14 protein-coding genes are annotated in these 13,344 nt (G+C 68.5%); 3 read left to right on the forward strand and 11 right to left on the reverse strand.

The features are described 5' to 3' along the window. Window position 1: 1 nt before the first annotated feature. Window positions 2-373: a cupin domain-containing protein gene (locus ACGFIF_RS24845; RefSeq protein WP_393157631.1), complete on the reverse strand. Its 372-nt coding sequence runs from the start codon at window positions 371-373 to the stop codon at window positions 2-4. A gap of 63 nt (window positions 374-436) precedes the next feature. Here ACGFIF_RS24845 and ACGFIF_RS24850 point away from each other — a divergent pair, with 63 nt between their 5' ends. Then, window positions 437-901, forward strand: coding sequence for a MarR family winged helix-turn-helix transcriptional regulator (locus ACGFIF_RS24850; protein WP_393157633.1), 465 nt, complete (start codon window positions 437-439; stop codon window positions 899-901). On the opposite strand, the gene ACGFIF_RS24855 is transcribed toward ACGFIF_RS24850, so the two are convergent. From ACGFIF_RS24855 to ACGFIF_RS24865, 3 genes are all read right to left on the reverse strand, one after another. Continuing rightward, window positions 898-2,163, reverse strand: coding sequence for a serine hydrolase domain-containing protein (locus ACGFIF_RS24855; protein ID WP_393157634.1), 1,266 nt, complete (start codon window positions 2,161-2,163; stop codon window positions 898-900). The two genes, ACGFIF_RS24850 and ACGFIF_RS24855, sit on opposite strands and share 4 nt — an antisense overlap. A gap of 69 nt (window positions 2,164-2,232) precedes the next feature. Continuing rightward, window positions 2,233-5,046, reverse strand: a complete 2,814-nt coding sequence (locus tag ACGFIF_RS24860; protein WP_393157636.1) for a DEAD/DEAH box helicase — start codon at window positions 5,044-5,046, stop codon at window positions 2,233-2,235. Window positions 5,047-5,132: 86 nt separating this feature from the next. Then, complete coding sequence (locus tag ACGFIF_RS24865) at window positions 5,133-6,023, reverse strand: alpha/beta hydrolase (RefSeq protein WP_393157637.1); 891 nt, start codon at window positions 6,021-6,023, stop codon at window positions 5,133-5,135. 94 nt (window positions 6,024-6,117) lie between these two features. Here ACGFIF_RS24865 and ACGFIF_RS24870 point away from each other — a divergent pair, with 94 nt between their 5' ends. After that, entirely contained in the window at window positions 6,118-6,585 is a 468-nt protein-coding gene (locus ACGFIF_RS24870; RefSeq protein WP_393157638.1) for a MarR family winged helix-turn-helix transcriptional regulator, read from the forward strand. Window positions 6,586-6,636: 51 nt separating this feature from the next. Here ACGFIF_RS24870 and ACGFIF_RS24875 read toward each other — a convergent pair whose 3' ends face one another. The 5 genes from ACGFIF_RS24875 to ACGFIF_RS24895 form a co-directional block, all read right to left on the reverse strand. Next, window positions 6,637-7,461, reverse strand: coding sequence for a chitosanase (locus ACGFIF_RS24875; protein ID WP_393157640.1), 825 nt, complete (start codon window positions 7,459-7,461; stop codon window positions 6,637-6,639). 102 nt (window positions 7,462-7,563) lie between these two features. After that, window positions 7,564-8,436, reverse strand: coding sequence for a diacylglycerol/lipid kinase family protein (locus tag ACGFIF_RS24880; RefSeq protein WP_393157641.1), 873 nt, complete (start codon window positions 8,434-8,436; stop codon window positions 7,564-7,566). After that, window positions 8,436-9,191: a twin-arginine translocase subunit TatC gene (gene tatC / locus ACGFIF_RS24885; protein WP_393157643.1), complete on the reverse strand. Its 756-nt coding sequence runs from the start codon at window positions 9,189-9,191 to the stop codon at window positions 8,436-8,438. Before tatC ends, ACGFIF_RS24880 begins: the two co-directional genes overlap by 1 nt. An 82-nt stretch (window positions 9,192-9,273) precedes the next feature. Beyond that, window positions 9,274-9,582, reverse strand: a complete 309-nt coding sequence (locus ACGFIF_RS24890; protein WP_393157645.1) for a twin-arginine translocase TatA/TatE family subunit — start codon at window positions 9,580-9,582, stop codon at window positions 9,274-9,276. Between the two features lie 59 nt (window positions 9,583-9,641). Then, the gene (locus tag ACGFIF_RS24895) at window positions 9,642-9,833 is read right to left on the reverse strand and encodes a hypothetical protein (protein ID WP_393157647.1); all 192 of its coding nucleotides are present in this window, start codon (window positions 9,831-9,833) and stop codon (window positions 9,642-9,644) included. Window positions 9,834-10,032: 199 nt separating this feature from the next. On the opposite strand from ACGFIF_RS24895, the gene ACGFIF_RS24900 reads away from it, so the two are divergent. After that, on the forward strand, window positions 10,033-11,223 hold the full coding sequence (locus tag ACGFIF_RS24900) for a winged helix DNA-binding domain-containing protein (protein WP_393157648.1): 1,191 nt from the start codon (window positions 10,033-10,035) through the stop codon (window positions 11,221-11,223). Here the strand turns inward: ACGFIF_RS24900 and ACGFIF_RS24905 are convergent, their stop codons facing one another. Beyond that, a complete protein-coding gene (locus tag ACGFIF_RS24905) occupies window positions 11,224-12,201 on the reverse strand; it encodes a helix-turn-helix transcriptional regulator (RefSeq protein WP_393157650.1) in 978 nt (325 codons plus the stop codon). After that, window positions 12,198-13,151 (reverse strand): helix-turn-helix transcriptional regulator, encoded by a 954-nt coding sequence (locus ACGFIF_RS24910; RefSeq protein WP_393157652.1) that lies wholly within the window; start codon window positions 13,149-13,151, stop codon window positions 12,198-12,200. Before ACGFIF_RS24910 ends, ACGFIF_RS24905 begins: the two co-directional genes overlap by 4 nt. Window positions 13,152-13,344: the final 193 nt, after the last annotated feature.

Raw genomic sequence — 13,344 nt, forward strand, 5'->3', positions numbered from 1 at the left:
CCTACTGAGCCCACGGCGGCTGGATCGTCGTACCGTCTGCCATCGTGCCGGTGAAGCCTGCGGTGATGGCGACGTACAGCTCGGCCGTGCCCTCACCCAGGTTGGCCAACCGGATCGGCTCGCCCGCAGCGACCACAACCGCGTCGCCGGCACTGAGCTTGTCGCCGTCGGGCGTGATCTGCACGGTGCCGCTGAGCACCATGAACACCTCGTCCCGGTCGATCGTGTGCGGCTCGCCACCCCCGGCGCCGGGATCGACCGTGAGCTTCCACGTGCACAACCCGGCGGACCCACGGCTCGGCGCCGCCAGACCGGTGAACTCGACCCCGGGCAGCTGGAACCTCGGCGCTTCCGCCGCGCGAATGACCTGCATCGGATCCCCTCTCACAGATAGTCAAGCTGACTTGACCAAGCCAGCTTGACTATCATGGCGCCCATGACACGTTCGGGCAAGCCAGATTTCGGGATCCTGCTGTTACTCGCGGAACAGGAGTTCGTCAGTGCCCTGCGGGCCGCGACGGCAGGGCAGGGGTTCGACGACCAAGGCCGGTCGGACGGTTTCGTGCTGCGCACACTGGGCGCCGGGCCGACGAGTGTCACCGGGCTCGCCGAGCGGTTGGACATCACCAAGCAGGGTGCGAGCCAGATCGTCGACGACATGGAGCGCCGCGGCTACGTCGAGCGCCGTACCGATCCGGACGACGCCCGCGCCCGCCTCCTCCACCTCACCGCACGGGGTGAGGACGCGCTCGCGGCCGCCCGGAAGTTCCACCAGGCCTACGAGCGCAAGCTCCGCCGGCAGTTCGGCGACGAAGCGATCGAGAGTGTGCGCGGCGTACTGACCGCGATGGCCGGTGAGGCCCAGGTCAGTACGCCGCACTTCCGTGCATTGATGTTCTAGCTGAAGTACTTCGAGAAGTAGTCGTGCGTCGGCCACGACTTCACGCCGTTGGCCGCGGTCCACAGCGCCGCGTCGATGTCGCCGTACGACTTGCCGCTGGCGTCGTCGCGCCGATTGAACAGCGCGGCCCAGCTCATCCCGGAGTACGTCCGGACCAGGATCGAGAACGTCCCCGGCATGCTGCCGGTGTGCCAGGTGTTGCGGCCGGTGCCGCCCGTGGTCGGGCGCACCGACCAGCCCAGACCGTAGTACGAGCCGTTGCTGATCCCGGTCTCGGGCTTGGCCCAGATGGCGTTCAGCGAGGTGGTGTTCAGCACGCTGGACCCCGCGTCGAACATCTTCGCCCACTTGACCAGATCCGGCGCGCTGGCGATCCAGCCGCCGTTGGCGTCCTGGATGCGCATGCTGAACGATCCGTACGGCGCCTTGACGATGGTGCCGGAGTTGTCCAGCACGGTGCGCCCGGTGTACTGCGACTCGTACGGCATCTCACCGGTGTGCTTGGCGATGCTCCAGCCGAGCGCCATTCGCGTGATCTTCAACGGGGTCAGCAACTTCTGCTGCACGTAGGTCTGGTAGCTCAGGCCGCTGACCTTCTCGATCAACCGGCCGGCCAGCACGTACCCGAAGTTGGAGTAGGCGTACTTGCTGCCCGGCGCGAAGTCGAGCTTCTGCCCGGCCATGTACTTGATCTCGTCGGCGTGCTTGAGCTCCATCGGGACGCCGAGCGCCTTAGCGATGACGGCATCCTTGAAGTTCGGGTCACCCGACACGTCGCGGTCGAAGCCACCGAGGTGCTGCAGCAGCCGCTTGATGGTGACGGCCGACCACCGGGTGTCCTTGGTCTGACCGGCCGGCGGCGTGATCGAGATGATGTTGCCGACCGGCGTGGACAGGCTCAGCTTGCCGTCCTGCACGAGCTTCATGATCGCGGCCGCCGTGATCGTCTTCGACACACTGGCCACGCGGAACAGCGAGGTCGGCTGGACCGTCAGCGCTGTCGAGGTGCTGTAGCCGCGGGCAAGGACCAGCCGGCCCTTGTAGGTGACCGCGAGCTGCCCGCCGGTGATACCGCGCGCCTGCATGAAGGTCTTCATCTGGTTGTCGAAACCAGTCAAGGAAGAGACCGCGGTGCCGGTGGTCTTCCAGGTCGCGGCGGCATCGGCGGAACGGCTCAGGGTCGTTCCCACTCCGGTGCCGACGGCGGCTGCCGCCCCGGTCGCGACTGCAAGCTTGCCGAGGTTCCGGCGCGTCAGCTCCACGGAAATGTTCTCCTCACAACGTGTTCAGGGCAGGGGGTACCGCGGGAGGCAGTCTGTCACCCAAGAGGTCTAATCGATGATCGACGCGTACGAGATCACACCGCGGCGGATCTCGTCGACGACAGACCGCGCGGTACTGCGCAACGGCGTGTCACCCGCGGCGTCGGCGACCTGCTCGGTGAGGTCGATGAGTTGCTTGACCCAACGAACGAAGTCACCCGCGGCCAGGTCGGACTCGTACAGAACCTCGGCCAGCGAAGCGCCCGACGCCCAACGGAACGCGGGCCAGCAGAACCCGAGATCCATCGAGCGCAGGAAGTCCACGCGCATGTCGCGTTCCAGCGCGGACAGATCCCGCCAGATCGCCCCCATCTTCTCCAGCGCCTGCCGTACGTCGCCCCGCGGCAACCGGGGTGACGTCGGCTCGTCCTTCGACCGCGACTCGTAGACCAATGCGGCCAGGCACGAGGCCAGCTCCGGAACGGTCAGGTCGTCGAACACGCCCTGCCGCAGGCACTCCGCGGCGACCAGATCGAGCTCGGTGTAGATCCGCGACAGCCGGTCTCCGGCCTCGGTCGTCTTGTCGCCGTCCAGGTAGTGCAGCGCGTCCAGCACCTGGCAGACCCGGTCGAACTGGCGGGCGATGGTGTTCGTCCGCTGCTCGATCTTCCGCTGCACCTCGCGGTTCTCGCGGTCGAGCCGGAAGTACCGCTCGGCCCAGCGCGCGTGATCCTCGCGATCCGAGCAGCCGTGGCACGGGTGCGCGCGCAACTGCGCCCGCATCTCCTGCAGCTCCGGGTCGTCCGCGTGCGTGACGATGTCGCGGCCGCGGGACCGTGACGGTGGGCCGTCCTCGCCGAGCATGTCGGTGCGGGTCCGCAGGACCTGGGCCAGCTCGCGCCGCTGCTGCGGGTTGCGCGGGTTGAACTTCTTCGGGATCCGCAACGACCCGATCGCCTCGACCGGGGTCGGGAAGTCGATCATCGACAGCTTGCGGACCTGACGGTCCAGCGTCAGCACAGTCGGCCGCGGACCCTCGCGCTCCGAGCGCATCCCCGGATCCAGCACCAGCGCGAAGCCCGCGCTCCGGCCGGCCGGGATCCGGATGATGTCGCCGATCCGCAGCTTCTCGATCGACTCCTGCGCCTCGACCCGGCGGTCCAGCTTGCGGCGCTTGGAGCCGGACGCCTCGCGTTCACCGATCTTCCGGCGCAGGTCGGCGTACTCGAGGAAGTCGCCGAGGTGACAGTCGATCGACTCCTTGTAGCCCTCGAGCGCCTCGGTGTTGCGCTGCACCTGCCGCGCCAGCCCGACCACGGCCTGGTCGGACTGGAACTGCGCGAACGACAGCTCCAGCATGTCGCGCGCCCGGTTCCGCCCGACCTGGCGGACCAGGTTGACGGCCATGTTGTACGACGGGGAGAACGACGAGCGGAGCGGATACGTACGGGTCGACGCCAGCCCGGCGACCGCCCGCGGATCGAATCCGGGCTGCCAGAGCACGACCGCGTGACCCTCGACGTCGATGCCACGCCGGCCGGCCCGGCCGGTGAGCTGGGTGTACTCCCCCGGCGTGATGTCGACGTGCGCCTCGCCGTTCCACTTGCTCAACTTCTCCAGTACGACGGTGCGCGCCGGCATGTTGATGCCCAGAGCAAGCGTCTCGGTGGCGAACACGACCTTGATCAGACCACGCGCGAACAGCTCCTCGACGACCTCCTTGAAGGCCGACAGCAGGCCCGCGTGGTGGGCCGCGATACCGCGGCTGAGCGCCTCGGCGAAGTCGTGGTACCCGAGGACGCCGAGGTCCTCGTCCGGCAGGTCCGCGGTCCGCTCGGCCAGCACCCGCTTGATCTCGTCCCGTTCGTGCGGCTTGGTCAGCTTCAGGCCGGACCGCAGGCACTGGACCATCGCGTCCTCGCAGCCCTTGCGGGAGAAGATGAAGTAGATCGCCGGCAGCAGCGCGCCGGCGTCCAGCTCCTCCACGACATCCGAGCGGTACGGCGTGAAGTGGCTCCGCGACGGCCGGCTCTTCGGCAGATCCCGGCGCCGGCGTGGTTTGCGCGAGTCGTCGCGGAAGATCCGGCTGTCGTCGCGGGCGATCTTGACCAGCTGCGGGTTGACCAGATCCTTCAGATCGGGTTGCCCCGCCTTGGCCGGGTTGCCGGACTTGTTCTTCGCGGGCGCGCCGACCCGGGCGGTCGGCGCCTCACCGGCGAACAGGTCGTGCAGCCGCTTGCCCACCATCACGTGCTGGAACAGCGGCACCGGCCGCTTCTCCTCCAGTACGACGACCGTGTTGCCGCGGACCGTCTCGAGCCAGTCGCCGAACTCCTCGGCGTTGCTCACGGTCGCGGACAGCGACACCACCGAGACCGAGTCCGGCAGGTGGATGAGCACCTCTTCCCACACCGCGCCACGGGCCCGGTCGGCCAGGTAGTGCACCTCGTCCATCACGACGTACGACAGGCCGAGCAGGGTGTTCGAACCGGCGTACAGCATGTTCCGCAGCACCTCGGTCGTCATCACGACGATCGGGGCCTCGGAGTTGATCGAGTTGTCACCGGTGAGCAGGCCGACCTTGCCGGAGCCGTAGCGGCTGACCAGGTCGGCGTACTTCTGGTTGCTCAGCGCCTTGATCGGGGTGGTGTAGAAGCACTTCTGCCCGCGCTGCAGGGCGAGGTGGACGGCGAACTCGCCGACCAGCGTCTTCCCGGAGCCGGTCGGCGCCGCCACCAGCACCTGATGCCCGTCCTCGAGGGCGGCACAGGCGCGCAGCTGGAACTCGTCCAGCTCGAAGTCGTAGAGCGCCCTGAACTCCTTCACGGCGGGATGCTCCTGGTCCGAGCGGAACACGGCGTACTTCTCGGACGGAGTGCTCATGCACGTCCTCGCTTCGCTCCGGGCGCGCATGAGCAAAGCTCGCTGTGTTTGATGATGGCCTCGCTCCGCTCGCCCATGGCCCCAATCTATGCGACGCCACCCCCACTCACCCGCAGGCCCAGGAACCGGGCAGCCCGATCGAGCGCCTCGTCGGCCTCGTCCATCACGCCGACCATGAGCTGATAGACGTGCGGGGCGCCGGCGACCACGTCCAGGCTGACGTCGACTTCCTGCTCCGCGGCGCGGACCGCCAACTGCAGCGCGTCGTCGAGCAGGACCTCGGCTGAGCCGACCTGGATCAGGAGCGGCGGAAGGCCGGTCAGGTCCGCAAGCAGCGGGCTGGCCAGGCCGTCCTTCGGGTCGTGACCGGCCAGGTAGTGCTCGGCGTACGCAGCCATGTGCTCGCGACTGAACAACGGGTCGAAGTCACCTCGGCTGTCCATGCTCCCGCCTGACAGCGTCAGGTCCGTCCAAGGCGAGAAGACGACCGCGGCCAGCGGCAACGGCAACCCCTCCCGCCGGGCGGCCAGCATCGTCGCAAGGGCCAGCCCACCACCCGCGGAATCGCCCGCGATCACAATCGGCCGACCGGTGCCGAGCAGATCCTTGTACGCCGCCAACGCGTCGTCGAGCGCCGCAGGGAAGGGATTCTCCGGCGCGAGGCGGTACTCGAGCGACACCGCCGGCAACCCCGTACGACGGGACAGCGGTGCCGCGAGGTTGGCTCCGGTCCGCGCCGACCCGATGACGTAACCGCCGCCGTGCAGGTAGAAGATCACCGCGTCGCCGTCCGCACCCTCGACCTGGACGTCCAGCGCCGGAACGCCGCCCAGCGTGCGGGGCGTCAGCGTCACGTCGTCACCGAGTGGGAGGTCGCCGAACAGCACGGTGAAGTCGTCGCGCTGCTGGTCCGGCGTGCGGGCGAGGTCGCCCTTCGAGATCATGCCGCGCGCCGAGGCACGTTGTTCCTTGCTCATCGTCGTCCTCCGCTGAGTGATAGATTCCAAGGAATGTACTTCCCGATAACTACATTCCAAGGAATCTAATTCCGGGGAATCCTGGAGCCGGCCTGTGACTGATCTCACATCATTGTTCACGGATCTGGTCCGGCTGGAGACACGGCTCTACAACGTGCTCGACGCCCGGCTGAAGGCGGACCACGGGCTGCCGCTCGGCCAGTTCGAGTTCCTGCGGTTCCTCAAGAGCCGTGGAACCGCGCGCGTCTACGACCTGGCCCACCAGATGGCCATCACCGTGGGTGCGACCAGTAAGGCCGTCGACCGACTCGAGGCGGCCGGCCGCTGCCGTCGTACCGCGAATCCGGACGACCGCCGCTCGTCGCTGGTCGCGCTCACGCCTGAGGGCGAACGCATCCTGGCCGCGGCCACGCCCACGGTCGAGGCCGAGCTCCAGACCTGGGTCGGCTCGGTCCTGCCGGCCGAGGTCCTGGAGAACCTCGCGGTGAGCCTCTCGATGCTCAGGCAGCGGGCCGAGGCGGACCATCGGACCGACCGGCAGGAGGCGAAGCCCACCACGTGACGCAGCCGGACTCCCGCCCTGGTGGGTGCGTGAGTCCGGCTGCGGGGCGGCCTAGTCGATGTGGAAGCTGTCGCCGTAGACCTTCCAGTCGAGCGGAGTGTTGAGGTTGAAGTTGCCGTTGCGGAGGAAGACGCGCTGGGCAGTGTCGACCCGGCTGGTGTCGCTGTGCGCCTCCTCCTGCCTCATCGCCCACACCCGGGCGTCGAGGAAGGCGTTGAGGTAGGTCGTCTCGTTGCCGCCCTGCGCCGGCGGCTTGGCCTTCTGCAGGGCACGCTTACGGATGTTGCGGAAGCTGGTGGAGTCGGTGCCGTCGCCGTGCATGACGATGGCGTCGTAGTAGCAGAACTGGCCGAGCGTGCGAAGGCCGTCCGACTTCGCCTGGGAGACCGACGGGTTGAAGTAGACGCGGTCGCGCTCGTTGTTCTGGCAGGTCTTGAAGGCGCTGTCGTTCGCAGCGGTCTTCCAGTCCTTGGTGTAGTTCGGGTCCAGGCCGGCGTGCGAATCGCTGCCGTTCACGCGGCGCAGTGCGGGCAGGTACTTCGCCAGCACGTTGCCTGGCTTGCGATCGGCGTACAGCTCGACCAGTTCGAGCATGTCGCCGGTGCCGGAGCAGAACCCGATGATGCCGGCGGTGTAGCCGCGGCCGTCGTCGATGTCCTCGATGTACTTGTACTGCGCCTTCCAGTCCAGCGACGAGTTCTCCGCGCTGGAGACCAGCTTCATCGCGATCTCCTTCTTCGCGGGGTCGTCCAGACCGGTCGCCTGGATCGCGGCGTCGGCGGGCGACGCGGAACGTGAGGCGAGGACGGTCGCCGGGGCGGCCGCCAGGGTCAGTCCGAGCAGGAGGGTGGTTCGGCGGGTGGGGCGGTTCGGCATGAGCTCCTCCGAGGGGCGTCCGAGGATGAACTGTTAGGAAGCTTTCCTATCAGACGGTGCTCAGGCTTAACAGACTTCGGTCCATGAAGGTTCTGTCTCAGATCAGGCGAAGACGGTCAGCGCGCCCGGGGCGATGGTGATGTCGACCGGGAGCGCGCCGAGGATCTCGCCGTCGGCGTACGCCGTGATGCCGGGCGACTCGATCCGGACCGAGCGGCCGCGCAGGGTCCGCAGCATCGGGTGGCCGACGTGGGTGCCCTTGGACAGCTTGGGGAACATCTGCAGCAGGGTGAACCGCGACACCGGCTGGATGATGGTGACGTCGAGCAGGCCGTCGTCGATCAGCGCGCCGGCGCAGATCTGCAGTCCCCCGCCGTACGTCGGCCCGGTGCCGACCGCGACCAGCATGGCCTTGGTCTCGATCACCTCGTCGTCGACGGTCACGACGTACTCGAGCGGCTTGAAGGTACGCAGCTCGGCCAGGGTGGCGACCGTGTAGCGGGAGTTGCCCTTGGGCCAGGTCATCGCGTTCGCGCGCCTGTTCACCAGGGAGTCGAAGCCTCCGGCCACGACGGTGGTGATGTACTCGTCTTTGGCCACCGCGAGGTCGACGGTCCGGGTGTTGCCGGCCACGATCAGGTCGGCCGCCTTGGCCGGGTCCTTCAGAGGTACGCCGACGCCGCGAGCGAAGTCGTTGCCGGTACCGGCCGGGATCACGCCGAACGGCATCCCCGACTTGGCCAGCACCTGGGCACCGAGGTGGATCGTGCCGTCGCCGCCGATCAGTGCGACCGCGTCGGCGCCGGAGGCGATCACGTCCGCCGAGATCCGGCCGACGTCCTCGGCGCAGGTGGTCGTGTACTCGTCGACGGTAAGGCCAGCTGCCTCCAGCCGGCCGCGGACGATCGGAGCCACCCGGGCACCAAGGCCCTTGCCGGCGGTCGGGTTCACCACCAGCGCGATCCGTCTCCTCATCAGTCGGCCAGCAGTTCCTCGGTCTTGCGAGCGCGCCGCTTGTCGTTCAGCCGGGCGATGGTCTCGGCGATGAAGAACAGCAGGCACATCGGGATCGCCAGCAGGCACATCGTGAACGGGTCACCGGACGGCGTCGCGACCGCGGCGAAGACGAAGATGACCAGGATGATGTACGGCCGGAACTTGCCCAGCGCGGCGCCGGGGACGATGCCGACCATGTTCAGCAGCACGACCACCAGCGGGATCAGGAACGCGATCCCGAAGACGAGCATCGTCCGGATCACGAAGTCCAGGTACAGCGGCAGGGTGATCAGGTTCTCGACCTCGAGCGGGGTGAACCCGATCAGGATCTCGATGCCCTTCGGCAGGGTCCAGTAGGCGACCGCCATACCGCCGAGGAACAGCGGGGTCGCGATCCCGGAGAAGATCATCGCCCACTTGCGCTCGTTGCGGTGCAGGCCGGGCGCGATGAAGGCCCACAGCTGGTACAGCCAGACCGGCGCGGACACGATCAGCCCGCACAGGGCGGAGATCTTGATCCGGAAGGTCAGCGGGTCACCGACACCGGTGAAGGTGAGGCTCGCGTTCAGGTCCTTCTCCTGGGCCAGCGCCGCGACGCTGGTCTGGAACGGGTCCTTGAGGAACTCCAGGGCCTGGTCGTAGAAGATCCAGCCGAGGATCGCGCCGAGGACGATCGCGAGCACACTCTTCAGCAGTCGGTTGCGCAGCTCGATGATGTGCTCGCGCAGGGTCATCCGACCCTCGTCGTCCTGCGGACGGCTTTCCTTCGGTTTACGCCGTCCGATCTTCACCAATGACACCGGAGTGGTGCTCGGGTCAGTTGGCCGTGTGGCTCGGCGGCAGGCCGTCGCCCGGCGCCTGGCCGTTCACCTGGTTCGGCTGCTGTGCGGCCTGCGGCTGCGCCTGGGGGGCTGCCTGCTGGGTCGGCGCCTGGGCCGGCTCGTTGGTGCCCTCGGTCAGCTCCGGGTCCTTCTTCTTCGGGCCGACCTCTTCCTCCCAGATCTTCTTCGACTTGCCGAGCTGCTTCACCAGAGCCGGCAGCTTGGCCGATCCGAACAGCAGCACGACGATGGCGAGAATGATGAGCCACTCCGCGCCCTGGGGCATCCCGATGAGCGGTGCCATGTCGATCTCCCTTTCAAAACTTCTTACTCTGGCTCAAGCGTGAGAACGTGGGCCGAATACTACGCCGGAGCGCGCTCGTCCTCGCGGGTCTGTCCAGACCCGGCCGTGGACATCGCGGCGTCCAGCTTGGACTGGGCGGCGACCAACTCACGCGTCAGCGCCTTGCCTTGGCCCCACAGCCTCCGCGCGAGCAGGGCGAGGACGAGCAGCCACACCGCCACCACTGCGAGGAAGAGCAGGAACCAGTACATACCCAGGAGCCTAGCCGGTTCCCGGTGATCGCCCACGCCCTGCGTGGCGTCTCGGCGGACAACGGTGTCGGAACGTGATGGTAAAACCGGGTGTCGCCACCGCGACGCGGGTAGGAGGCCGCAGGTCGGCCGATCACCCGGCAGACTTCTTCCGCGAGCGTGGAAGAACGGAACTTTCGGTACGGCGAGGGGGCGCGGGATGTTGCGGATCGGGGTCGAGGAGCGGCGGGCACGGATCGGCCGGCGGCACCGGCTCGGACCGGACGTCCAGGCGGCGGACCCGGTCGAGGCGGCCGCGTCCATCGTCGCCCTGCACGCCACCGACCCGGCCACCGTGCACCTGTCCGTCGCCGCCAGGGTGCCTGGCAGTGAGGTGGCCGGCACGGAGCGTGCGCTGTACGACGACCGCACGCTGATCCGGATGCTCGGCATGCGCCGGACGGTGTTCGTCGTACCGACTCAGTTCGCGCCCGTCGTGCAGGCGGCGTGCACGGACGACATCGCGATCAAGCAGCGGAAACTGCTGGTCAAGCACCTGACCGAGGCCGGGATCGCGCCGGACCCGGACGCCTCCGGGACGTGGTTGCGGGCGGTCGAGGAGTCGACCGCCACGGCCCTGACCCTGCGCGGGTCCGCGACGGCTCAGGAGCTCTCCGCGGACGAGCCGCGGCTGCGGAGCCGGCTCAGCATGGCGGAGGGGAAGGCGTACGCCGCTCAGCCATACGTGACGAGCAGGGTGCTGTTCCAACTGTCGGCCGAGGGCCGGATCGTGCGCGGACGCCCGTTGGGGACGTGGCTGAGCAGTCAGCACCAGTGGGCACCGGCGGAGGACTGGCTGCCGGGCGGACTGGGCGACAAGCTCACCGCCGAGGAAGCACGGGTGACTCTGGCTCGGGCCTGGCTGTCGTCGTTCGGACCAGGTACGGCGGCAGACCTGCAGTGGTGGGCCGGGTGGACGGCCGGACAGACCAAGAAGGCTCTGACCGCGGTCGAGGCGGTCGCTGTGGATCTGGACGGTCAGGTGGGCTACGTGCTGCCGGGTGACGAGGCGCCCGAGGTTCCGGTGGAGCCGTGGGTGGCGTTCCTGCCCGCCCTGGATCCGACGCCGATGGGCTGGAAGGAGCGGGACTGGTACCTCGGCGAGCACAAGGCGAAGCTCTTCGACAACACCGGGAACGTGGGCCCGACCGTCTGGGCCGACGGCCGGATCATCGGCGGCTGGGGTCAGCCCGAGTCCGGTGAGGTCCGCTTCCAGCTCCTCGAGGACGTCGGCCAGGACACCGTCCACCAGGTCGAAGCCGAAGCCGCCCGCTGGACCGCCTGGCTCGCCGGTGTCCGCGTCACTCCCCGCTTCCGCGCCCCACTGGAGAAGCAACTCAGCAAGGGGTAATCAGGCGGGGTCGTCGTACGCCGCGAGGGCTTCGCGGGCTGTGGCTGCGATCTGGGTGGTGAGGTCGGGTGGGTCGAGCACCGTCGCGGCGCCGCCGAGGCGGAGGACGAGGCGTTGGAGCCAGCCGGTGTCGGCGACCCGGAGTTTCACGATGAGGGAGTTCTCCGGGCCTTCTTCGACCGACTCGTTCGGGTAGTACTCGGCCACCCAGCGGGCCGGCGGAGCCAGCCGGACGGTGGCCAGCAGGTCACGCTCGGACGGCTGGAACATGCCGTTCGACAGGTCGCGGGGAGTCGCCTCCGGTGGCGGCTCGCTGGGCAGATCGAGCAGCTTGACGGCAGCGATGCGGTCCAGGCGGAACAGGCGAACGTCCTCAGCCAGCCGGCACCACGCTTCCAGGTAGGTGCGGCCCTCCGAGACGACCAGGCGCATCGGATCCACGTCGCGCTCGGTGGTCTCGTCGCGTGACGGGACGTCGTACGTGAGGTGCAGGCGGCGCTTCCCGGCCAGGGCCCGGTTGACCGTCTCGGCGATCTCGGGATCGGCCGGCTCGACGTGGACGTGGGCCGCCGCGCCCTCGCTCGCGGCTGCGGCCTCCCCCGCGGCACGCTCGAGCTTCGCGATCGCCCGGTCGACCGCGTCCCGGTCGGGACCGGCTGTCACCTCGCGCAGGGTCCGGAGCGCGGTGAGCAGGGCCAGCGCCTCGTCCGCGGCCAGCCGCAGCGGGCGGGCCAGGTAGTCGGCGTTGTTGATGTGGATGACGCCTTCGCCCTCGGCCGCCTCGATGTCGATCTCGATCAGATCGCCCATCTGCGCACCGGGCAGCCCGCAGAACCACAGCACCTTCAGGTCCGCGATGATCTGCTTCGGCCGGACGCCGAACTCGGCCGCGACGTCGTCCACCCGCGCGCCGTCGTTCTCCCGGAGATAAGGCACCAGCGCAAGCAACCGCTGAACCTGGTCACGGGCGTTGCTCATCCGGCCACCGTCCGGAGTCTCCACAAGACACCGTCGAGTACGTCGCCTGGGCCTTCGACCACCGCATCCGGGCCGTAGGACGCGATCTCCTCGGCCAGGACGCCTGAGTCGGCGTACGGGACGTGCAGGAGGTCCCAGCCCTCCTCGTACGGCTCGATCGCGTTGGCCCGGCGACGGAGGCTGACGCACGAGCCAGTGCGGGCCCGGACCTTCGCCTCGGACGTCGGCCGGGGCGGGCCCAGCTCGGAGACGAGCGAGCGCAGGTCGGTGCCCTCCGGAACGGTGAACGCACCCGGCTCGCCGATCGTCTTCACGTCCCCGCCGATCCGGGACAGCCGGAACATCCGGGTGGCCTCACGGTCACGATCGCGGCCGACGACGTACCAACGGCCGTGCCAGGAAACGATCCCCCACGGCTCCAGGGTCCGCGTGGTCGGCTCGGACGCGCCGCTGCGCAGGTGCTGGAACCGTACGGCGGTCCGGCTCACCACGGCCGACCACAGCGGGTCGAAGGCCGGCTCCGACGCGCCGACGTGCGGCTCGATCGCGCTCAGTGCGGACTGGTCGGTCTGGATCCCGGCGGCCTTCAGCTTGAGCACGGCCGACGTGGTCGCCTCGGCCAGGCTGGCGTGCTGCCAGACCCGGGCGGCGACACCCAGTACGGCGGCCTCGTCCGGCTCCAGGTGGACCTCGGGCAGCTCGAACACGTCCCGGCGAATCCGGTAGCCGACCTCGTCGGAGAAGAACTTGTCGATGGTGCCCATCTCGATCGGGATGCCGAGATCGCGCAGCTCGTCCTTGTCCCGCTCGAACATCTTCTCGAAGGCGTCGTCGGTCTGGCCCGCGTACCCCTCGACCACCTCGCGGATGCGTTCCTTGGTCACGTAGGTGCGCGCGACCAGGAGGCAGATGACCACGTTGAGCAGTCGCTCACTCTTCCGCGCCGACACCCGACCACCTTACGGCCTCAGAGCGTCAAAACCCGCCCTCACGCACCGAAATCTTCGAACACGGGTTCGACGCCCGTCAGTGGCACTAGAGTCCCGGTGTGTCATGTCGCAGGACATCGGTGACGGTTCTGCATCAGGACATCGGTGACATTCTGAGGGTTCTTGGTGGTGACACTTCCGCACTGAGGCTCGG

Origin of the sequence: Kribbella sp. NPDC049174 (assembly GCF_043197365.1) — a bacterium.
Taxonomy (GTDB): Bacteria; Actinomycetota; Actinomycetes; order Propionibacteriales; family Kribbellaceae; genus Kribbella.

Excerpts from the sequence above, each read along its gene's own strand:
- ACGFIF_RS24845 (WP_393157631.1), bottom strand. The coding sequence starts at position 373 with ATGCAGGTCATTCGCGCGGCGGAAGCGCCGAGGTTCCAGCTGCCCGGG.
- ACGFIF_RS24850 (WP_393157633.1), top strand. The coding sequence starts at position 437 with ATGACACGTTCGGGCAAGCCAGATTTCGGGATCCTGCTGTTACTCGCG.
- ACGFIF_RS24860 (WP_393157636.1), bottom strand. The coding sequence starts at position 5,046 with ATGAGCACTCCGTCCGAGAAGTACGCCGTGTTCCGCTCGGACCAGGAG.
- ACGFIF_RS24865 (WP_393157637.1), bottom strand. The coding sequence starts at position 6,023 with ATGAGCAAGGAACAACGTGCCTCGGCGCGCGGCATGATCTCGAAGGGC.
- ACGFIF_RS24875 (WP_393157640.1), bottom strand. The coding sequence starts at position 7,461 with ATGCCGAACCGCCCCACCCGCCGAACCACCCTCCTGCTCGGACTGACC.
- ACGFIF_RS24880 (WP_393157641.1), bottom strand. The coding sequence starts at position 8,436 with ATGAGGAGACGGATCGCGCTGGTGGTGAACCCGACCGCCGGCAAGGGC.
- tatC (WP_393157643.1), bottom strand. The coding sequence starts at position 9,191 with ATGACCCTGCGCGAGCACATCATCGAGCTGCGCAACCGACTGCTGAAG.
- ACGFIF_RS24890 (WP_393157645.1), bottom strand. The coding sequence starts at position 9,582 with ATGGCACCGCTCATCGGGATGCCCCAGGGCGCGGAGTGGCTCATCATT.
- ACGFIF_RS24895 (WP_393157647.1), bottom strand. The coding sequence starts at position 9,833 with ATGTACTGGTTCCTGCTCTTCCTCGCAGTGGTGGCGGTGTGGCTGCTC.
- ACGFIF_RS24900 (WP_393157648.1), top strand. The coding sequence starts at position 10,033 with ATGTTGCGGATCGGGGTCGAGGAGCGGCGGGCACGGATCGGCCGGCGG.
- ACGFIF_RS24905 (WP_393157650.1), bottom strand. The coding sequence starts at position 12,201 with ATGAGCAACGCCCGTGACCAGGTTCAGCGGTTGCTTGCGCTGGTGCCT.